18 protein-coding genes are annotated in these 17,363 nt (G+C 59.7%); 4 read left to right on the top strand and 14 right to left on the bottom strand.

What is annotated here, in order from left to right:
- Positions 1 to 28 precede the first annotated feature (28 nt).
- The 9 genes from aroA to ACZ47E_RS01305 form a co-directional block, all read right to left on the bottom strand.
- Positions 29 to 1,306 (bottom strand): 3-phosphoshikimate 1-carboxyvinyltransferase, encoded by a 1,278-nt coding sequence (aroA, locus tag ACZ47E_RS01345; protein ID WP_278067243.1) that lies wholly within the window; start codon positions 1,304 to 1,306, stop codon positions 29 to 31.
- Positions 1,307 to 1,380: 74 nt separating this feature from the next.
- Positions 1,381 to 1,932 carry a LemA family protein gene (locus tag ACZ47E_RS01340; RefSeq protein WP_006699477.1) on the bottom strand — a complete coding sequence of 184 codons (552 nt, stop codon included), beginning with the start codon at positions 1,930 to 1,932 and terminating at the stop codon, positions 1,381 to 1,383.
- Between the two features lie 119 nt (positions 1,933 to 2,051).
- A complete protein-coding gene (locus ACZ47E_RS01335; RefSeq protein WP_006699476.1) occupies positions 2,052 to 2,345 on the bottom strand; it encodes a hypothetical protein in 294 nt (97 codons plus the stop codon).
- A gap of 197 nt (positions 2,346 to 2,542) precedes the next feature.
- A complete protein-coding gene (locus ACZ47E_RS01330; protein WP_020813609.1) occupies positions 2,543 to 3,505 on the bottom strand; it encodes a glycine--tRNA ligase subunit alpha in 963 nt (320 codons plus the stop codon).
- A 96-nt stretch (positions 3,506 to 3,601) separates the two neighbouring features.
- Positions 3,602 to 4,528: an acyltransferase family protein gene (locus ACZ47E_RS01325; protein WP_246698715.1), complete on the bottom strand. Its 927-nt coding sequence runs from the start codon at positions 4,526 to 4,528 to the stop codon at positions 3,602 to 3,604.
- A 259-nt stretch (positions 4,529 to 4,787) separates the two neighbouring features.
- The gene (locus tag ACZ47E_RS01320) at positions 4,788 to 4,982 is read right to left on the bottom strand and encodes an NfeD family protein (RefSeq protein ID WP_004440115.1); all 195 of its coding nucleotides are present in this window, start codon (positions 4,980 to 4,982) and stop codon (positions 4,788 to 4,790) included.
- Between the two features lie 20 nt (positions 4,983 to 5,002).
- The gene (locus ACZ47E_RS01315) at positions 5,003 to 5,869 is read right to left on the bottom strand and encodes a S49 family peptidase (RefSeq protein WP_416359128.1); all 867 of its coding nucleotides are present in this window, start codon (positions 5,867 to 5,869) and stop codon (positions 5,003 to 5,005) included.
- A 90-nt stretch (positions 5,870 to 5,959) separates the two neighbouring features.
- On the bottom strand, positions 5,960 to 6,760 hold the full coding sequence (locus ACZ47E_RS01310; RefSeq protein WP_004440112.1) for a tRNA1(Val) (adenine(37)-N6)-methyltransferase: 801 nt from the start codon (positions 6,758 to 6,760) through the stop codon (positions 5,960 to 5,962).
- Positions 6,761 to 6,766: 6 nt separating this feature from the next.
- Positions 6,767 to 6,997, bottom strand: a complete 231-nt coding sequence (locus ACZ47E_RS01305; protein ID WP_035208944.1) for a putative signal transducing protein — start codon at positions 6,995 to 6,997, stop codon at positions 6,767 to 6,769.
- 111 nt (positions 6,998 to 7,108) lie between these two features.
- Here ACZ47E_RS01305 and ACZ47E_RS01300 point away from each other — a divergent pair, with 111 nt between their 5' ends.
- The 4 genes from ACZ47E_RS01300 to moaB all read left to right on the top strand — a co-directional run bounded on the left by ACZ47E_RS01300 (position 7,109) and on the right by moaB (position 11,638).
- Positions 7,109 to 8,125, top strand: coding sequence for a polyprenyl synthetase family protein (locus ACZ47E_RS01300; RefSeq protein ID WP_004440110.1), 1,017 nt, complete (start codon positions 7,109 to 7,111; stop codon positions 8,123 to 8,125).
- A 142-nt stretch (positions 8,126 to 8,267) separates the two neighbouring features.
- Positions 8,268 to 10,160 carry a tetratricopeptide repeat protein gene (locus ACZ47E_RS01295; protein ID WP_037090857.1) on the top strand — a complete coding sequence of 631 codons (1,893 nt, stop codon included), beginning with the start codon at positions 8,268 to 8,270 and terminating at the stop codon, positions 10,158 to 10,160.
- Between the two features lie 6 nt (positions 10,161 to 10,166).
- A complete protein-coding gene (locus ACZ47E_RS01290; RefSeq protein ID WP_278067240.1) occupies positions 10,167 to 11,066 on the top strand; it encodes a 4-(cytidine 5'-diphospho)-2-C-methyl-D-erythritol kinase in 900 nt (299 codons plus the stop codon).
- 26 nt (positions 11,067 to 11,092) lie between these two features.
- On the top strand, positions 11,093 to 11,638 hold the full coding sequence (gene moaB, locus ACZ47E_RS01285; RefSeq protein ID WP_006699469.1) for a molybdenum cofactor biosynthesis protein B: 546 nt from the start codon (positions 11,093 to 11,095) through the stop codon (positions 11,636 to 11,638).
- A gap of 287 nt (positions 11,639 to 11,925) precedes the next feature.
- Here the strand turns inward: moaB and ACZ47E_RS01280 are convergent, their stop codons facing one another.
- The 5 genes from ACZ47E_RS01280 to ACZ47E_RS01260 all read right to left on the bottom strand — a co-directional run bounded on the left by ACZ47E_RS01280 (position 11,926) and on the right by ACZ47E_RS01260 (position 17,299).
- Positions 11,926 to 12,801 carry a dienelactone hydrolase family protein gene (locus tag ACZ47E_RS01280; protein WP_278067239.1) on the bottom strand — a complete coding sequence of 292 codons (876 nt, stop codon included), beginning with the start codon at positions 12,799 to 12,801 and terminating at the stop codon, positions 11,926 to 11,928.
- A gap of 118 nt (positions 12,802 to 12,919) precedes the next feature.
- Positions 12,920 to 13,948, bottom strand: coding sequence for an alcohol dehydrogenase AdhP (adhP, locus tag ACZ47E_RS01275; protein WP_035208951.1), 1,029 nt, complete (start codon positions 13,946 to 13,948; stop codon positions 12,920 to 12,922).
- A gap of 150 nt (positions 13,949 to 14,098) precedes the next feature.
- The gene (locus ACZ47E_RS01270) at positions 14,099 to 14,500 is read right to left on the bottom strand and encodes an MAPEG family protein (protein WP_034496309.1); all 402 of its coding nucleotides are present in this window, start codon (positions 14,498 to 14,500) and stop codon (positions 14,099 to 14,101) included.
- Positions 14,501 to 14,612: 112 nt separating this feature from the next.
- Positions 14,613 to 16,118 carry an IMP dehydrogenase gene (guaB, locus tag ACZ47E_RS01265; RefSeq protein WP_037090860.1) on the bottom strand — a complete coding sequence of 502 codons (1,506 nt, stop codon included), beginning with the start codon at positions 16,116 to 16,118 and terminating at the stop codon, positions 14,613 to 14,615.
- 179 nt (positions 16,119 to 16,297) lie between these two features.
- Positions 16,298 to 17,299, bottom strand: a complete 1,002-nt coding sequence (locus ACZ47E_RS01260) for an MBL fold metallo-hydrolase (protein WP_035209068.1) — start codon at positions 17,297 to 17,299, stop codon at positions 16,298 to 16,300.
- Positions 17,300 to 17,363: the final 64 nt, after the last annotated feature.

The following is a 17,363-nucleotide window of genomic DNA, read 5'->3' as shown; positions in this document are numbered from 1 at the left end:
GGAATGACGGAAAACCAATACCGTTCTTCTAATGCTGCGGCTCGGCAGCGGTTTCCTTTTCCGAGTATTCGACGCCGAGCGAGGCGAGCGCCTTCCAGTAACCGGGATAGGTCTTGGCCACGCAGGCGGGATTCTGGATGGCAATGCCGCCGATCTTCAGTGCGGCCAGCGCAAAGCTCATGGCGATGCGGTGGTCGGCGAAAGTGTCGATGGAGGCCTTGACCGTCTGGCCCGCAAGCGAGGGATCGGAATGCACAATCAAGTCGTCGCCTTCCTCATGCGCCAGACCATCGCGGATTTCGTTGAGGCCGAGTGAGACGGCGCGGATTCGGTCGCATTCCTTGACGCGCAGATTGGCGATGCCGACGAAACGCACCGGCGTTTCGTTGAAGGCGGCGAGAACCGCAATGGTGGGAATGGCATCCTGCATCTGCGAGCCGTCGATTTCGGCGGGCAGATGCGGAAACTGCGCCATGACCTCATAGGCCTTGGCATCCGGCTGGGTGAACTTGTCGGCCGGCGTGCCGATATCGATGGCGCCGCCGGTCAAAAGCTCAGCGCCCCAGAGATAGGTGGCGGCCGAGGCATCCGGCTCGATGTGGAAATCGGTTGCCGTGTAGCCGGTCGGATGCACGCGCCAGATGGCGTTACTGACCCGCTCCACCTTCGCACCGAATGCTTCCATGGCTGAGGTGGTGAGATCGATATAGCCCTTCGCGCCGATTTCCTCACCTTTGAGGATGATATCGACAGGCTTGTCGCCGCAGGCGGCGGCCATGAGAAGTGCGGACACATACTGGCTGGAAAGATTGGCGTCGATCGTGACGCTGCCCTTCGGGAAGCCAGTACCCTTGCCGCAGACGGTGACGGGCGGGCAGCCGGTCGGCGCCTCCGCCTCAACGCCGAGGGAGCGCAGGGCTTCCACCAGCGGCATGATCGGGCGTTTGCGCATATGCTCGTCGCCATCGATGATGACGGCGCCATCCACAAGGGCGGCAGCGGCGCTGAGAAAGCGGGTGGCCGTGCCGGCATTGCCGAGGAAAAGCGGCTTTTCCGGCTGATGCAGCACACCTGAACTCTCCACCACGAAGGTGGTGTCGTCAGGCTCGGTTACCTTGACACCCATCTCACGCAGCGCTTCTGCCATGTAAAGCGTATCGTCGCTTTTCAGCGCGCCCGTGAGACGGCTTTTGCCCTTGGCAAGCCCGGCCAGCAGAAGTGCACGGTTGGTAATGGATTTTGAACCGGGCGGCTCCACCTTGCCGGAAAGCGGGTGGCCGGGCGGGGTGATGGTCAGTTCGATCATGATCGTCGTCTTGTCAAAGTATGCGGCGCAAAGCCGGGCTATCGGAATATCGGCGGGAATTTGTGAGCCGGTGCTTAGAACTTAACGGTCGGCACGGCGCGGTCGGCCGGGTTGTCGATCTCGAAATAGGGCGCCTTGGCAAAACCGAACTGCCCCGCCACGAGATTGGACGGGAAGCTCTCCACCTTGACGTTAAGATCGCGGGCAGCGCCATTGTAATAACGGCGCGACATCTGGATCTCGCTTTCGATGGTTTCGAGCGAGCGCTGCAATTCCAGAAAGTTCGTATTGGCTTTCAGATCGGGATAGGCTTCGGCGAGCGCAAAGAGCTTACCGAGCGCCTGTGACAGCAGTCCTTCCGCCTGGGCGCGACCTTCGACATCGCCAGCCGGCACGGCCTGCGCGCGGTTGCGCAGGTTGATCACCTCCTCGAAGGTGCTCTTTTCATGGGCCGCGTAACCTTTCACGGTCTCGATGAGGTTGGGGATGAGATCAGCGCGGCGCTTCAGCTGCACGTCGATTCCCGACCACGCCTCTTCCTTCATCTGCCGCGCCTTGACGAGACCGTTATAGATGAAGACAACATAAAGCGCGATTGCCGCGATGATTGCCAGCGTGATGAACATGAATTGCGATTCCCAGCTTCGTTGCGCGCACGATAACCGCTCATTACCGCAAAGTCATGGGGCTTCGCTCATTCTGTCCGCTTTTGGCGGAACGGACCCGCTGCAGGAAGCAGCGCCCGTTATTTATAAAAGACGGTACAATATAATTTCAGGCCGGATACCTTACGGACAAAAAGAGTATAGGAGGCAAGCCTGTAGCCTCGCTCAGCCCAATATTCCTTGTTTCCCTCCAGATGATTCCAGCCGTCTATGACCCAGTCGAGCATTTTCGTATTGCGCGTGTAGTGCATGCGGACGAGCGCGCTGCCCACATCGAGAGAGCGCTGGCCGCTATCCTTGCACTCCATGCGGGTGACGATCATTCCAAAAGAACGCAGCTTGTCGGCGCGGGCAAAGGCATCGTTGCCGCTCATCCAGTCTGTCGTTTCCGCAGCCGCGCCATTACCGAGAACGCATCCGAGTGTAAGCACAAATAGAAAACAGAAATTTCTAATATTATTCACGGTTAAACCCATTGCCCTATTCAGCCACACCAATCCACACAAAATAAAAGGCCGTCAAGAACGGCCTTTCAAATCATCAAAGTTAGACAAGAGCTTACCGCTAAAAATCAAGCGGCCCTGTTCCAGTTCAGCCCGCCCGCATCCGTAAGCAGGAAGGCTTCGCCGCAGGCTTTCGCCAGCGTGCGCACGCGCAGGATATAGCTTTGACGTTCCGTTACCGAGATCACGCCGCGCGCATCCAGAAGGTTGAAGACGTGGCTGGCCTTGATACACTGATCATAGGCCGGGAACACGCATTTGTGCAGGCGCTGATTATCGTTGTCCCCGGGCGCACCGGCAGCGAGAAGCGCCTGGCATTCCTTTTCGGCGTCGATGAAATGGCGATGCAGCATGGCTGTATCGGCGAATTCGAAGTTGTGGCGGGAATATTCCTGCTCGGCCTGAAGGAAGACGTCGCCATAGGAAATCTTCTCTTCGCCCTCGCGGCCGTTGAAGTTCAGGTCGTAGACATTGTCGACGCCCTGGACATACATGGCGAGGCGTTCCAGACCATAGGTCAGTTCGCCCGCGACCGGCGAGCATTCGATGCCGCAGACCTGCTGGAAGTAGGTGAACTGCGAGACTTCCATGCCATCGCACCAGCATTCCCAGCCGAGGCCCCACGCGCCAAGCGTCGGGCTTTCCCAGTCGTCTTCGACGAAGCGCACGTCATGCAGCAGAGGGTCGAGGCCGATTGCCTTCAGCGAACCGAGATAGAGTTCCTGCAGGTTTGAAGGGTTGGGCTTCAGGATGACCTGATACTGGTAATAATGCTGCAGACGGTTGGGGTTTTCCCCGTAACGGCCGTCCGACGGGCGGCGCGAGGGCTGCACATAAGCGGCCTTCCACGGCTTCGGCCCAAGGGCGCGTAGCGTGGTTGCCGGATGGAACGTACCCGCGCCCACTTCCATATCGTAAGGCTGCAGCACCGCGCAGCCCTTGTCGGCCCAGTAATTATGCAGCGTCAGGATCAGCGCCTGAAAGGAACGCTTCGGGTTCATATGGTCGGGAACATCGGTCATTGCAGTCATCGCGGCGTTAGGAGGACAAGTAAGCATTGACTTACTTCGGATGCGGACTGGTGCCACGGCATGGCCTGAGGGTCAAGGTTTTATGCGAAGCGACGATCAGCCCACGGCCTCGGCACGTTGACCACCGATGCCACGGTCTGCGAATTTCCTGAGAAGCCTGATCACCGGTTTTTCAAACAGGAGATGTGCTGCAACCGAGACAGCCAATGCCGCAAAAACAACCACGATCCCCGCCGCAGGGCCCGGCGCTATGATCTTGTAGACTACGGAAATAACCAGCCCGTGCAGGAGATAAAGCGCATAGGAGGCGTCCCCGATGATTTCAAAAGGCTTCAGCCACGCGATGGGCCAGCCACCCGCTCTTTCGATCCACACACAGCCCGCCACCAGCAGAACGGCTGGCACGCCCCAGCTCGCGATGCGCAGAAGGCCGGATTGCTCACCGATACCGGCCGCGAAAGCGAAGCCGACAAAAGAAAGCACGAGGGCCGCAGCGCCGCTGCGCACGCCCGCAAAGGCAATCTGCGACAGGACAAGACCGGCGAGGAATTCCAGCAGCAGCGGCGAGGCCCATATCTGCATGAAGGGAGACTGCCAGTCCGCCAGTTGCCCCAGGCAGACCATGCCCGTCAGGACAATGATCGTCACGGAAATGGGCGCGCGCAGTGCAAGACCCAACGCAAAAACGAGATAAAAGAACATCTCCATATTCAACGTCCAGCCCACCATCACGAGAGGCGTGACCTGGCCCGAAGCATCCGCATAAGGGATGAACAGCAAAGATTTCCAGAGATGGTCCATGGTAAAGGTGAATGTGGAAAACACGCCTGCCAGCGCGCCAAGGCACATGAGCAATGTAACGGCCCAGTAGAGCGGCACGATACGGAAAAGCCGATGACGCAGGAATTTGGTGGGTGTCGCCTTATCGCCGACCATGCCCATCACAAATCCCGATATTACGAAAAACACATCCACCCCGGCGGCGCCTATCGTCAGAGGAGCCCCGACAATGTGAAAAAACATGACGGAAAGCGCGGCGACCGCCCGCAAAAACTGAATGGAATGAACTTTTTGCAAAACTACCCCGTCCGGCTGCGCAATGCGAGACTTCAGCCGGCTCAGGCCGAAGCAAAGCAGATCACCCTAAAATTTGTGGATCACTAATCGCACAATCGGGACGAAAATACTCGGCGAATTTCAGGGCTGTCCCGAAAAGCTGATTTTTGGGTTAACCCCCAATCCTTCAGGACTGGCAAACGAGATTGTCCGGGATGACTGCGCCTTACGCCTCATCCTCACGCTTCACGCGGTACTCCCCCGTCTCGGGATCCTTGATCAGCGTGCCGATCGCTCCGGTCTCTCGTTCCTTCTCGCGCTGTTTCGATTTTGCCGAGAGCTTTTCCGCATCGCGAACGAAGCGGCGGTAGAGGATGATGGCCCCCACCACAAGAAGAATGATTGTAATAAGCTGCGCCATAAGGCTTTATTCCCGCGACATCATAGACCGAAACGCGACCACAATGCCTTTTCTTCGGCGACCTCCGCAAGACCCGCGACGGCGCCCGCCGCCAGCTTTGGGGTGTCGAGGCCAAACGCAGCATTCACACCAGGTACTTTTTTACCGAACAAAGTGCGCCCGCCGCTGACGAGCTGGAGCTTGACCTTTTCACCATAACGGCGGCGCAGAACCTCGCGCATGTCACCCAGCCCATCGATCAAGCCAAGGTCGAGGCCACGCATGCCGGTCCAGAACAGGCCGGAGAAGATCGCCTCGTCGCCCTTTAGCTTGGAGCCGCGGCGCATCTTGACCATATCAATGAAAACATTGTGGATTTCGACCTGTAGCGACTTCAGGTAATCGATGTCGCCTTCCTTTTCTGGCTGGAAGGGATCGAGAATGACCTTGTTTTCGCCGGCCGTATAAACGCGCCGCTCCACACCGATCTTCTTCAACATTTCCGGAAAACCGAAGCCGCCGGAGACGACACCGATCGAACCGACGATTGAGGTGGGGTCGGCGATGATCTCGTCGCCGGCAAGAGCGATCATATAGCCGCCCGAGGCTGCTACGTCCTCCACGAAGATGAGGACTTTCTTGTCCTTTTCCTCGGCAAGCTGGCGGATACGGTTATAGATCATCCGCGCCTGCACCGGCGAGCCCCCGGGCGAATTGAGCGAAATGGCGACGGCCGGAGCATCCTTGACGGCGAAGGCCTTTTCGAGAAGCGTCGCATAGGAAGCGAGATTGAGGGCGGGGCGGAACTGGTTGCCGCCGGCCATGATCGCGCCATGCATGCGCACCACGGGAATGACGAGCTCTTTTTTACGAAAGCGTTTCGGCACAAGAAGCTTCAGCAAACCCACCAATCAATCCTCACAGCAATGACTTCATCGACACGGATGTATGTATCGCCGGGCAAAACACAATGGCATGCGGCTAGCGTCACGGTGATTTTATAAGCCGGGTCTGATTGCCCTTACATTACGGGAATAGGCCGCACGACCATTGTTGAGGTCATCAACGAAGGGGGTGAAGGCGTGGCTGCCGGTCTCATGCATGATGAGCGGTGCGCGGAAGGACAGCCGTGCGCGCGATCCCTTGATGGCGGTTACGAGCATACGTACCGCATCCTCGCCGGGACGCGGATGGATGAGGGTGATTTCGATACCGCCGAACCGGCTGCCGCAGGCAGCAATGATCTCCGCCACTGATTGTGGCCTTGAAATCAGGGAAAGCTGCCCGCCCGGGATCATGATCGCACCCGCGGTCCTGATCCAGTCTTCGAACAGGCCGTCCGTCATCGCGTGGGCCTCGGCCTTCAGAGCATCCGGCGTGCGGCGGTCGCCCGCATCATTATAGGGCGGGTTCATGATGACGTGATGGAAATGATCGTCGGGCAAACCCGCTTCCACGCGGGCTTTCGCGCGCAGCGTCACATCCGCTTCGCGCACCTCGACGCGGGCCGAAAAGGCTGCATTGTCAAGCAGTTCCAGACTGCGGCGGGCAAACTGCGCCATTTCGGGCGAGCGCTCATAGAGCGTCACCCTGGCCTTTTCGAGCCGCGCCGCAACCGCCATGCCGGCGGCACCGGCACCGGCACCCAGATCGGCAATCCGGCAGGGGCGGTCATCCGCCACCAGCGAAGCCAGAAGCATGGCGTCCATGCCGGCCCGATGCCCCCTGCCCTTCGGCTGGATGATATGAAACCGGCCCCGATGAAAGGCATCGATCGTTTCGGAAATGCCGTCGTCCACCGTCGTTCAAGCCTCTTCGTTGCGCAACTCGTCACCGAGCCCGGCATCGGTGAGGATACGGCGGGCCTGAGCCGCCCGATCTTCCTCTACCAGAAACCGGCGGGGCAAAAGGCCGAGAGATCCCTCCAGAATGCTCATTGCCTGATCGGCAATGAGGCAATGGATGCCGGCATCCTTCATCAGGCTTTCGGCGAAGGAGAGCAGCACGGCATCGTTGGTACGGATCAGTTCACGCATGGATAGACCTTAAATTCCCATCTTTTTGAATGGCTAGCGGCAATTCGCCCCTTGCCGCGCAAGGCGTCAGTTTTTATTGTCGAATTCAAATTCGAACTGGAGTCCTGTCCCTTGGGCGTCGTCATACCGCTTGAAGAAAGCAAAAACAAACTCGCATCCGTCAAGCCGCTTGTCGACCTGACCCGCCCCGACATGGAACGGGTGAACCAGCTTATCCTTTCCAAGGCCGGTTCCGACGTGCAGATGATACCCGAGGTGGCCAACCACCTCATCTCGTCCGGGGGCAAGCGCCTGCGGCCGATGCTGACGCTCGCCTCGGCCTCGATGTTCGGTTACGAGGGCGACAACCACATCAAGCTCGCCACCAGCGTGGAGTTCATGCACACGGCGACGCTTCTGCATGACGACGTGGTGGATGAAAGCGATCTGCGCCGGGGCAAATCCACCGCCCGCACCATCTGGGGCAACCAGGCGAGCGTTCTCGTCGGTGACTTCCTGCTTGGCCAGGCCTTCCGCATGATGGTGGATGTCGGCTCTCTCGATGCCCTCGACGTGCTCTCCACCGCCGCCTCGGTCATCGCCGAGGGTGAGGTACTGCAGCTTTCGGTCGCCAAGAACATGGAAACGACCGAGGACGATTATCTTCAGGTGATTCGCGCCAAGACGGCTGCCCTCTTCGCCGCCGCGGCCGAAGTCGGCCCCATCGTCGCCAAGACCGACAAGGCGACCCGCAGTGCACTGAAATCCTATGGCATGAATCTCGGCCTCGCCTTCCAGCTGGTCGATGACGTCTTGGACTATGGCGGCAAGTCCGCCGATCTCGGCAAGAACACGGGCGACGATTTCCGCGAAGGCAAGATCACTCTGCCGGTCATCCTGTCCTATCGCCGAGGCACGCAGGATGAGCGCGCTTTCTGGCGCAATGCCATCGAAAATGGCGAGAGCAGCGACGAGAACCTCGAAAAGGCGCTCGGCCTGATCACAAAATATAACGGCCTCGGCGATACGATAGGCCGTGCAACGCATTATGGCACCATTGCCCGCGATGCGCTTGCACCGTTGCCGCAGAGCCCCTGGAAAAATGCGCTTCTGGAAGTGATCGACTTCTGCATCGAGCGTCTGAACTGACGCCGCAGGCCAGGCGAAAGGCGGATGGAACACAGCATCCGCCCGAGGTTACGGGCCTGACTCTCCGCGAGGCGTGATTGTGGCCGGGGCCATAATTTCTTGCGGGGTTGCTTCAAAAAAGCCATTCTGTAGTGACCAAACAATGGAAACTGATTTTTCCGTGCTTCTGCACAAAGGCAAAGGTTCCCTCATGCGGCGTAAACCAGCACTCCGTCTTCTCTGCAGCGCGGCTCTTGCCGCCGCTCTCGCAATCGGCGCGGGTGCAAGCCCCGGCTTTGCGGAGACGAAGGCGACACCGGAAGACAAGGCCGTTACGTTCGACCCCGGCAAGGTCAACACCTTCTCCGGCGCCTTCCTCGCCGGACGCAATGCCGATGTCGATCAGGATTATCCCACCGCAATTTCGCTCTACAAGAAGGCGCTGGAATTCGACCCTGCCAACTCGGAAATCCGCCAGCGGCTGATGATCGCCGAACTTCTGAGCGGCAACTTCGAAGCCGGCGCCAAGATCGCCGATTCGATGAAGGACGATACCTCGGTGGAACGCGTCACGACCATCGTGCGTGGCCTCGACGCCATCAAGGACAAGGAATTCGCCAAGGCCGAGAAAATCCTGAAATATTCCGGCCCGAACGATCTGGACCGCATGGTCAACACGCTTCTGACCGCCTGGGCGCGCGCGGGTTCCGGCAAGCCGAAGGAGGCTCTGGCGCTCGTCAACAACATGAAGGGCCCGGGCTGGATTTCGATCTTCCAGAAATACAATGCGGCAGCCATCGCGCTTGTTTCCGGCAACACCGAGGCCGCCCGCAAGAGCCTGAACGAAGCGGTAACCGACCGCGAAGGCGGAGCGACCGCCTCCGATACCTATATGCGCGCAGTGATGGCGCTCGCAAGGCTGGAGGCTTCCGCCGGCAACAAGCAGAAAGCGCTGGATGCGATCGCGGTCGGCGACACTTTCGCGCCGAATTACGCACCGCTGAAAGCGCTCCGCCAGTCCATCGAAAAGGGTGAGAAGCCGGAGCAGCAGATCACCAATGCCGTGGAGGGCGCCGCCAGCGTCATGTTCTCCATCGCCGGTGCGTTGAACCGCGAAGGCGCCGAAGAGATCGTCACGCTTTATCTGCAGACGTCGCGCGCGCTCGATCCGAAGAGCCCGGATACGCTCATTCTTCTCGGCGGACTTGCAGAAGCCATGAAGAAGCCGGAACGTGCCATCGCCTTCTATCGTGAAGTGCCGAAGGACTCGCCGATGTATCGCATCTCCGAGCTGCAGCTCGGACTGACGCTGGCGCAGACCGAAAAGGTGGAAGAGGCGCGCAAACACCTCAAGTCGCTCCTCGAATCCGACCCCAAGGATATTCGTTCCTACCTCGCCTATGGCAGCGTGCTGTCCGATGCCAAGGACTACAAGGCCATGGCGGAGAATTACGACAAGGCCGTTGAAGTGATCGGCGCCGTGCCGCAGAAATCCGACTGGACGGTGTTTTTCCAGCGCGGCATCGCCTACGAGCGCCTGAAGCAATGGGACAAGGCCGAACCGAATTTCAAGCGGGCGCTGGAGCTCAACCCCGAGCAGCCGCAGGTACTGAACTATCTGGGTTATTCCTGGGTGGACAAGGGCATCAATCTCGATGAAGGCATGAAGATGATCAGTCGTGCCGTCGAGCTTCGTCCGAATGACGGCTATATCGTCGATTCGCTCGGCTGGGCGCATTATCGCCTCGGCGATTTCGACGATGCCGTGACCGAACTGGAACGGGCAATCGAACTCAAGGCCGGTGATCCCACCATCAACGACCATCTGGGCGATGCCTATTGGCGCGTCGGCCGCAAGATCGAGGCGGTCTATCAGTGGAACCGCGCATTGATCGGCGACAGCGACGACGTGGACAAGGCCAAGGTGAAGGAAAAGATCGCCAACGGCCTGCCGCCAGTCGAGAAGGATGCCGAGAATACGGCCAAGAAGGACGTCGCGCCGCAGCCGCCGGCTCCTCCGGCCCCGGCGACCCCTGCTCCGGACAAGAAATCCTGACGCCACATGGCGATGCAGGGAATTTCCGGGGCGGCCGAGACAGTCGAGGCGGCCCCGGCCAAGGTTAATCTGGCACTCCACGTTACCGGGCAGCGGGCGGATGGCTACCATCTGCTTGAATCGCTGGTGGTGTTTACCGAAGCCGGCGACACGATCCATATCCAAGACGCCGATGTCGACAGCTTCTCCATCTCAGGACCGTTTGGCGATCTTCTACACGCCGGCGATGGCGGCGATAACCTCGTTACCCGGGCCAGAGATTTGCTGCGCAACGCGCTCGCATCAATGGGTCAACCAGCGCCCCCGGTCGCCATTCATCTTGAAAAGAATCTGCCCGTTGCATCAGGTATAGGGGGCGGCTCGGCGGATGCGGCGGCAACGCTGCGGGCGCTTCTGCGCCACTGGCGTGCCGGGATGACAGCGGATAGGATTTCGTCCATAGCGCTGACGCTCGGCGCGGATGTGCCTATGTGTCTTGAAAGCCGATCGCTGATCGCACGCGGCATCGGCGAGGACATCGAACCGGTCAATGACCTGCCGGAACTGTTTCTGGTGCTGGCCAACCCGCTGAAAGCGGTCTCGACGCCGGAGATTTTCCGGCGATTGCAGAACAAGGCCAACCCGCCTTTGCCGACGCCAGCCAAGGTTGGCGAGGTGACAATCGGCTGGATGGATTTTCTCGCGGAAAGTCGCAACGATCTGCAACCGCCGGCCCAGGCGCTTCTGCCTGACATCGGCGAGATCATCGGGTTGCTGTCTGAGGAGGGCGCCACCCTTGTGCGCATGTCCGGTTCGGGGGCAACCTGTTTCGGGATTTTTCATTCCTTCGATGCCGCCCAAAACGCGGAAACATCGCTTCGGAAGAAGCGCCCAGGCTGGTATTTTCAGGCAACGCGGACCATTTGAGGGCCGGATATTTGGAGGACAAGGCCATGGCAGGCGATAGACCCTTCATTCCCCTTGGCATTGCGGTTCTGACCGTTTCGGACAGCCGCACGCTGGAGAATGACAAGTCCGGCGATACGCTGGTCGCAAGGCTGGAGGAGGCAGGCCACAGGCTCGCCGCCCGTGCCATCGTGCCTGACGACAAGGCGGCGATCGCAGACACGGTGCGCGAATGGACGCTGACCGACGGCGTGGATGTGGTGATCACGACAGGCGGCACCGGCTTTACCGGCCGCGATGTGACACCCGAGGCGCTGGAACCGCTGTTCGAAAAGCGCATGGACGGGTTTTCGGCGCTGTTCCATCGCATTTCCTACGACAAGATCGGCACCGCCACCATCCAGTCACGCGCGACCGGTGGTGTGACGAATGCGACCTTCATCTTCGTGCTGCCGGGATCACCGGGGGCTTGCAAGGATGCGTGGGATGGCATCCTCAAGGCGCAACTCGATTATCGTCATCTGCCGTGTAATTTCGTGGAAATCATGCCGCGGCTGGATGAGCATTTGAAGCGTGGAGCTGGTGGGGTTTAGGGTCGGATTCAGGGTTGTTGGACCGAAGATGCGTGGGGTTCACCCCCCTCTGCCCTGCCGGGCATCTCCCCCACAGGTGGGGAGATCGGCAAGGAGCGCTTTCGCAGCTCAATCCTCAAACATCGAGATGGCCGAGACATCGCCGCAGATCGATCTCCCCACCTGTGGGGGAGATGCCCGGCAGGGCAGAGGGGGGTGAACCCTACGCACCTTCGGTCCATTGTCAGTTGCCAAACCTGTCCGCCTCCCCCACCGGCGAGAAGAACAGCTGCCCGCTCAAAACCCAATCACCCCAGATATTTCCTGAAAAACTCCACCGTCCGCCCCCAGGCGAGATCAGCAGCCGCCTTGTCATAGCGCGCCGAAGACGTGTCATTGTTAAAGGCATGGTTGACGCCGTCATAGACGAAAATCTCGAAGGTCTTGCCGTTTTCCTCCAGCGCCTTCTTGTAAGCATCGATGCCGGCATTGATGCGCTCGTCGAGACCGGCATAATGCAAAAGCAGCGGTGCCTTTATGGCCGGCACATCGACCGCCGGGGCCTGCTGACCGTAATAGGCGACGCCGGCATTCAGACCTTCTGACTTGGTGGCGAAACGGTTGACCAGCCCGCCGCCCCAGCAGAAACCGATGGCGCCGACCTTGCCATTCGCCCCCTGCCTTGCCGCAAGCCAGACCCGTCCCGCTTCGGCATTGGCGACAGTTGCATCCATGTCGAGACCACTGAACATCTGCCGCGCCTTCTCCTCATCAGCGGGCGTACCACCCTGCGGCGAGAGGAAATCGACCGCGAGCGCCCGAAATCCGGCGAGCGCCACGCGTCTGGCCACATCACGGATATGGTCGTTGAGGCCACGGTTCTCGTGAATGACGATGACGGAACCGATGGGGCCGGACGCCGATTTCGGCGTGACGAGATAACCCTTCATCTCGCCGCTGGGCGCCGGATAGGTCACGTCTTCCGCAACAATGCCAGCATCGTCAGGCGCGACGATGGCGGCGCGGGCGCTGTTGGCGGAAAGAAGGGGCGCAATTGCCGCCGCCGCCGCGCCGGAGCCGGCCAGCACGGTGAGCTTTTCCATGAATTTGCGGCGATCAAGGCTGAGATGGGTATACTCATCATAAGCGTCGATCATGGCCTGCGTAATCTTGGGCTTGTCCATCGCTCTATCCTCCTTGGACGCACGGATGCGGGAGGATAACGCAGATCTAAGGGCGGGGAATAAGGCAGTCGGAAGGGGCGCCACACATTTGCGTGAGCGCCGCTTCCGGATTTTCACATCAGGCGGCGAGGTCCACGACGATACGGCCGTCGATCTTGCCCTCTTCCATGCGTTGGAAGATATCGTTGATGTTTTCGAGCTTATCCCACGAGAAGTGAGCCGCCACCTTGCCTTCGCCGGCGAAGGTCAGCGCCTCCTCCAAATCCTGTCGTGTGCCGACGATGGAGCCGCGCACCGTGATGCGCTTCAGCACCGTGTCGAATACCGGAATGGAGATGAAGCCCGGCGGCAGGCCGACAAGCGCCATGGTGCCCTTGGAGCGCAGGAAGCCATAGGCCTGTTCCATGGCCTTCGGCGATACCGCGGTCACCAGCGCACCATGGACACCGCCGGTCGCCTTCTGCACCTGCTCCACCGCGTCAGGCGCACGGCCGTTGACGACGACATCGGCGCCGAGTTTTTTGGCAAGCGCCAGCTTGTCATCGAAAATATCGGCGGCAACAACATGCATGCCCATGGCCTTGGCATATTGCACGGCCATATGGCCAAGCCCGCCAATGCCCGAGATGACCACCCATTCACCGGGCCTGACTTCGGTTTCCTTCAGACCCTTGTAGACGGTGACGCCGGCGCAAAGGACAGGTGCGGCCGGGCCGAAATCGAGATTATCCGGCAGGCGGCCGACGAATTTCGGATCGGCGAGGCCATATTCGGCGAAGCTGCCGTTGACGGAATAACCGGAATTCTTCTGGCTCGGGCATAGCGTTTCCCAGCCCGTACGGCAGGGGATGCAGCATCCGCAGGCGGTATAAAGCCAGGGCGTACCGGCGCGATCACCTTCCTTGATGCCGGTGACGCCAGCGCCGATCTTTGCGACATAACCGACACCTTCATGGCCGGGGATGAAAGGCGGGTTGGGTTTGACCGGCCAGTCGCCGGTCGCGGCGTGCAGGTCGGTGTGGCAAATGCCCGTCGCCTTGTAGTTGATGAGAATTTCACCGGGGCCGGGATCCGGTATCGCCACTTCCTCGATGGTCAGCGGTTTTCCAAATGCGCGGACGACTGCCGCTTTCATTGTCTTAGCCATGACATACTCCCTAATCTCTGCTCGCCCGAAATCCTCGACGGCGAGGCAGAGATTAACGGGGATGGGGCGTCATGGAATTGACCCATCGCAAATCGCACCATTTTGCAAGGCGGGACTGTCTCACTTATGAAGCAACCTCACGGTGCTGATTTACTCCAGCGCCAACCATATGGCGAGCCATCCCCACAGGCAGACGACCAGCGCAAAACCAATACCAAACAATGCACCGCGCTGACGCAGGCGGTTGCTGGTGACGTGGACATAGGAATGCGCATAACGCGAAAGCACAAAAAGCCATGCCAGGACAACGGTCACGATATTGTCCGCATCCGTGATGTAGAGCAGCAGGCAGGCGATGTGAAACAGGACCGGCACTTCGAACTGGTTGGCGATGTTGCGGTTCACCAGACGGCTTTCGCGTGCCTCCTCGCCGTGATCCCGGAGGCGGATCGCCGATTCGCGATCCTTGAATGCATATTTGTTTCGCCGAACGATCAGAAGCGCGTAAAGCCAGAAGACCAGAACGACATGGGCGATCATCGGCCAGAACATTGCGGTCGTGGGTGACATGCTTTTCTCCAATCATGAAAACGCTCCCCGATCCGGCATGAATCGGGGAGCGCCAAATAACTAGCCTATCTTTTTACGGATTCGGCTCGAAAGATCAAACCGCGCCGGGGTAGTTCGGGCTTTCGCGGGTGATTGTCACGTCATGGGCGTGGCTTTCGCGCAGGCCAGCGCTGGAAATGCGCACGAAAGTGGCGCGTTCCTGGAATTCCTTGATGTTGCTGCCGCCAACATAACCCATGGCAGCCTTCAGTCCGCCGGCCAGCTGGTGCAGAACGCCGGAGACCGGGCCCTTATAGGGAACCTGGCCTTCAATACCTTCAGGCACGAGCTTCAGTGTGTCGCGCACTTCAGCCTGGAAATAACGGTCGGCAGAACCACGCGCCATGGCGCCAACGGAGCCCATGCCGCGATAAGCCTTGAAAGACCGGCCCTGATACAGGAATACTTCGCCCGGGCTTTCATCCGTGCCGGCAAGCAGCGAGCCGATCATGACGGCCGAGGCGCCGGCGGCGATCGCCTTGGCCAGATCGCCCGAAAACTTGATGCCGCCATCGGCGATGACGGGGATATCAGCCGCGTTGGCGACTTCAACCGACGACATGATCGCGGCAAGCTGCGGCACGCCGACGCCGGCGACGATGCGGGTGGTGCAGATGGAGCCGGGGCCGATACCGACCTTGACGGCGTCCGCGCCGGCATCGATCAGAGCCTTGGTGCCGTCGGCAGTGGCGACATTACCGGCGATGATGCGGACCGAGTTCGACATCTTCTTGACCTGAGAGACGGCATCCAGCACGCGCTGCGAATGGCCGTGCGCGGTATCGACAACCAGAAGGTCGACGCCGGCATCTATGAGGCGCTCGGCGCGCTCGATGGCGTCAGCACCAACGCTGATGGCGGCAGCGGCGCGAAGGCGGCCCTGCGCATCCTTGGTGGCATTGGGGTTCAGCTGCGACTTCTCAATGTCCTTGACGGTGATGAGGCCGACGCAATTACCCTTGGCGTCCACCACGAGCAGCTTTTCAATGCGGTGCTTGTGCAAGAGGCGGCGTGCTTCCTGCTGATCGACGCTGCTTTCCTTGACCGTGACCAGATTTTCGCGGGTCATCAGTTCGTAGATTTTCTGCTGCGGATCGGAGGCGAAGCGGACGTCGCGATTGGTCAGGATGCCAACGAGGCGGCCGTTCTTGTGGCCGCCGGAACCGCCGTTTTCAACCACCGGAATACCCGAAATGCCATGCGCCTTCATCAACGCCTGTGCTTCTGCAAGCGTCGCATCCGGGCCGATGGTGACGGGGTTGACGACCATGCCGCTTTCGAACTTCTTCACCTGCCGGACTTCTTCGGCCTGTTCGATGGGGGTCAGATTGCGGTGGATGACGCCGATGCCGCCGGCCTGGGCCATGGCGATCGCGAGGCGACCTTCGGTGACCGTATCCATGGCGGAGGAGAGGATAGGCAGGTTGAGATCGATATCGCGGGCGATGCGGGTGGCGATATTCGTCTGTCCCGGCATGACTTCGGAATGTCCGGGCTGCAGCAACACATCGTCAAATGTGAGAGCGTCCAAACCAGTGGGTGTTTGAATGATGCGTGCCATGACCAAATTCCTTCATACTGAAAATGCGTGGCCGCTCCGGAACGAAAAGTTCACCCCGGCGCCGTGCAAGGATTGCTTGGAAGTTGGCGAGGGCTGGTAACACGTTCATGACAGGAAGGGAATAGAAAAAACCCGGAATCGGCTTCCGGGCTTTTCCTGTTGCTGCATTGCAGCAGATATCAGATATCGAACTGGTAAGATTTCGGCACGAAACGATAACCCGTATCCAGCTTTTCTGCGTAACCGACAGACGGGAAAGGCATATGGTAGCCGAGGAAGGGCAGCCGGTCGGCGGCAATCATGTCGAAGACCTTCTTGCGGGTCGCAGCGGCTGCCGTCTTGTCCATGTCGAACTTAACCTCCCAGTCAGGTCTCTGCAGCGACAGGACGAAATGATTGGCCGTATCCGCCGTCAGGATCAGCTGCTTGCCTTCCGATTCGACACGGAAAATCATGTGCCCCGGCGAATGGCCGAAGGCTGCGATGCCTGTGATGCCAGACACCACATCTTGACCGTCGCCGATGAAGGTCGCCTTTTCGGCCAGCGGCTTCACGTTGGCGAGAACACCCTTGTGACCGCCCTCTGCCGGCGTGCCGACGCGCTTTTCATCCGTCCAGAAATCATATTCCGTCTGGCCGAAAACATAACGTGCCTTGGAAAAGGCCGGTGCGCCCTTCTCCATCAGGCCGCCGATATGGTCGCCATGCATGTGGGTCAGCACCACCACTGTCACATCTTCAGGTGCGTAACCGGCGGCTGCCATGCCCTCGATCAGGCGACCATTGCCCGCACCGCGCCCGGCCTCACCGAAACCGGTGTCGAACAGCACGAGGTCGGACCCTGTATTGACGAGGACGGGGGAGAAGGAATTGACGAACTGGTCCGTCGGCAGAAAATTGTCTTCCAGCAATTTACCGACCGTCTCGGCCGACTGGTCTGTGCCGAAGGTCTCGCCGGGATTGGGGGCCGCGCGCGCGCCATCCTTCACCACCAGCACTTCGAAATTACCGAGCTTGAAGCGGTTGGTTTCGGGCGGCATGGCGTGCTCTATCTCCATCGAGGTCTGCGGCTGGTTGGTCTGGGCATTTGCGCTGCGCGCCATCAAAAACGGCGCGCCGAGAACGCTCGCGCCGGCCGCACCGATGAGGCCGCGTCTGCTCATGTTCAAGGATTGGGTCATCATCTTGTCTCCGATATCGCCAACTGGCCGTGATTGCCAACTGAACTCACCCAACGGACAATAG

Source organism: Agrobacterium sp. 5Ca39 (genome assembly GCF_055382365.1).
This window is presented reverse-complemented; position numbering and strand designations above follow the sequence as displayed.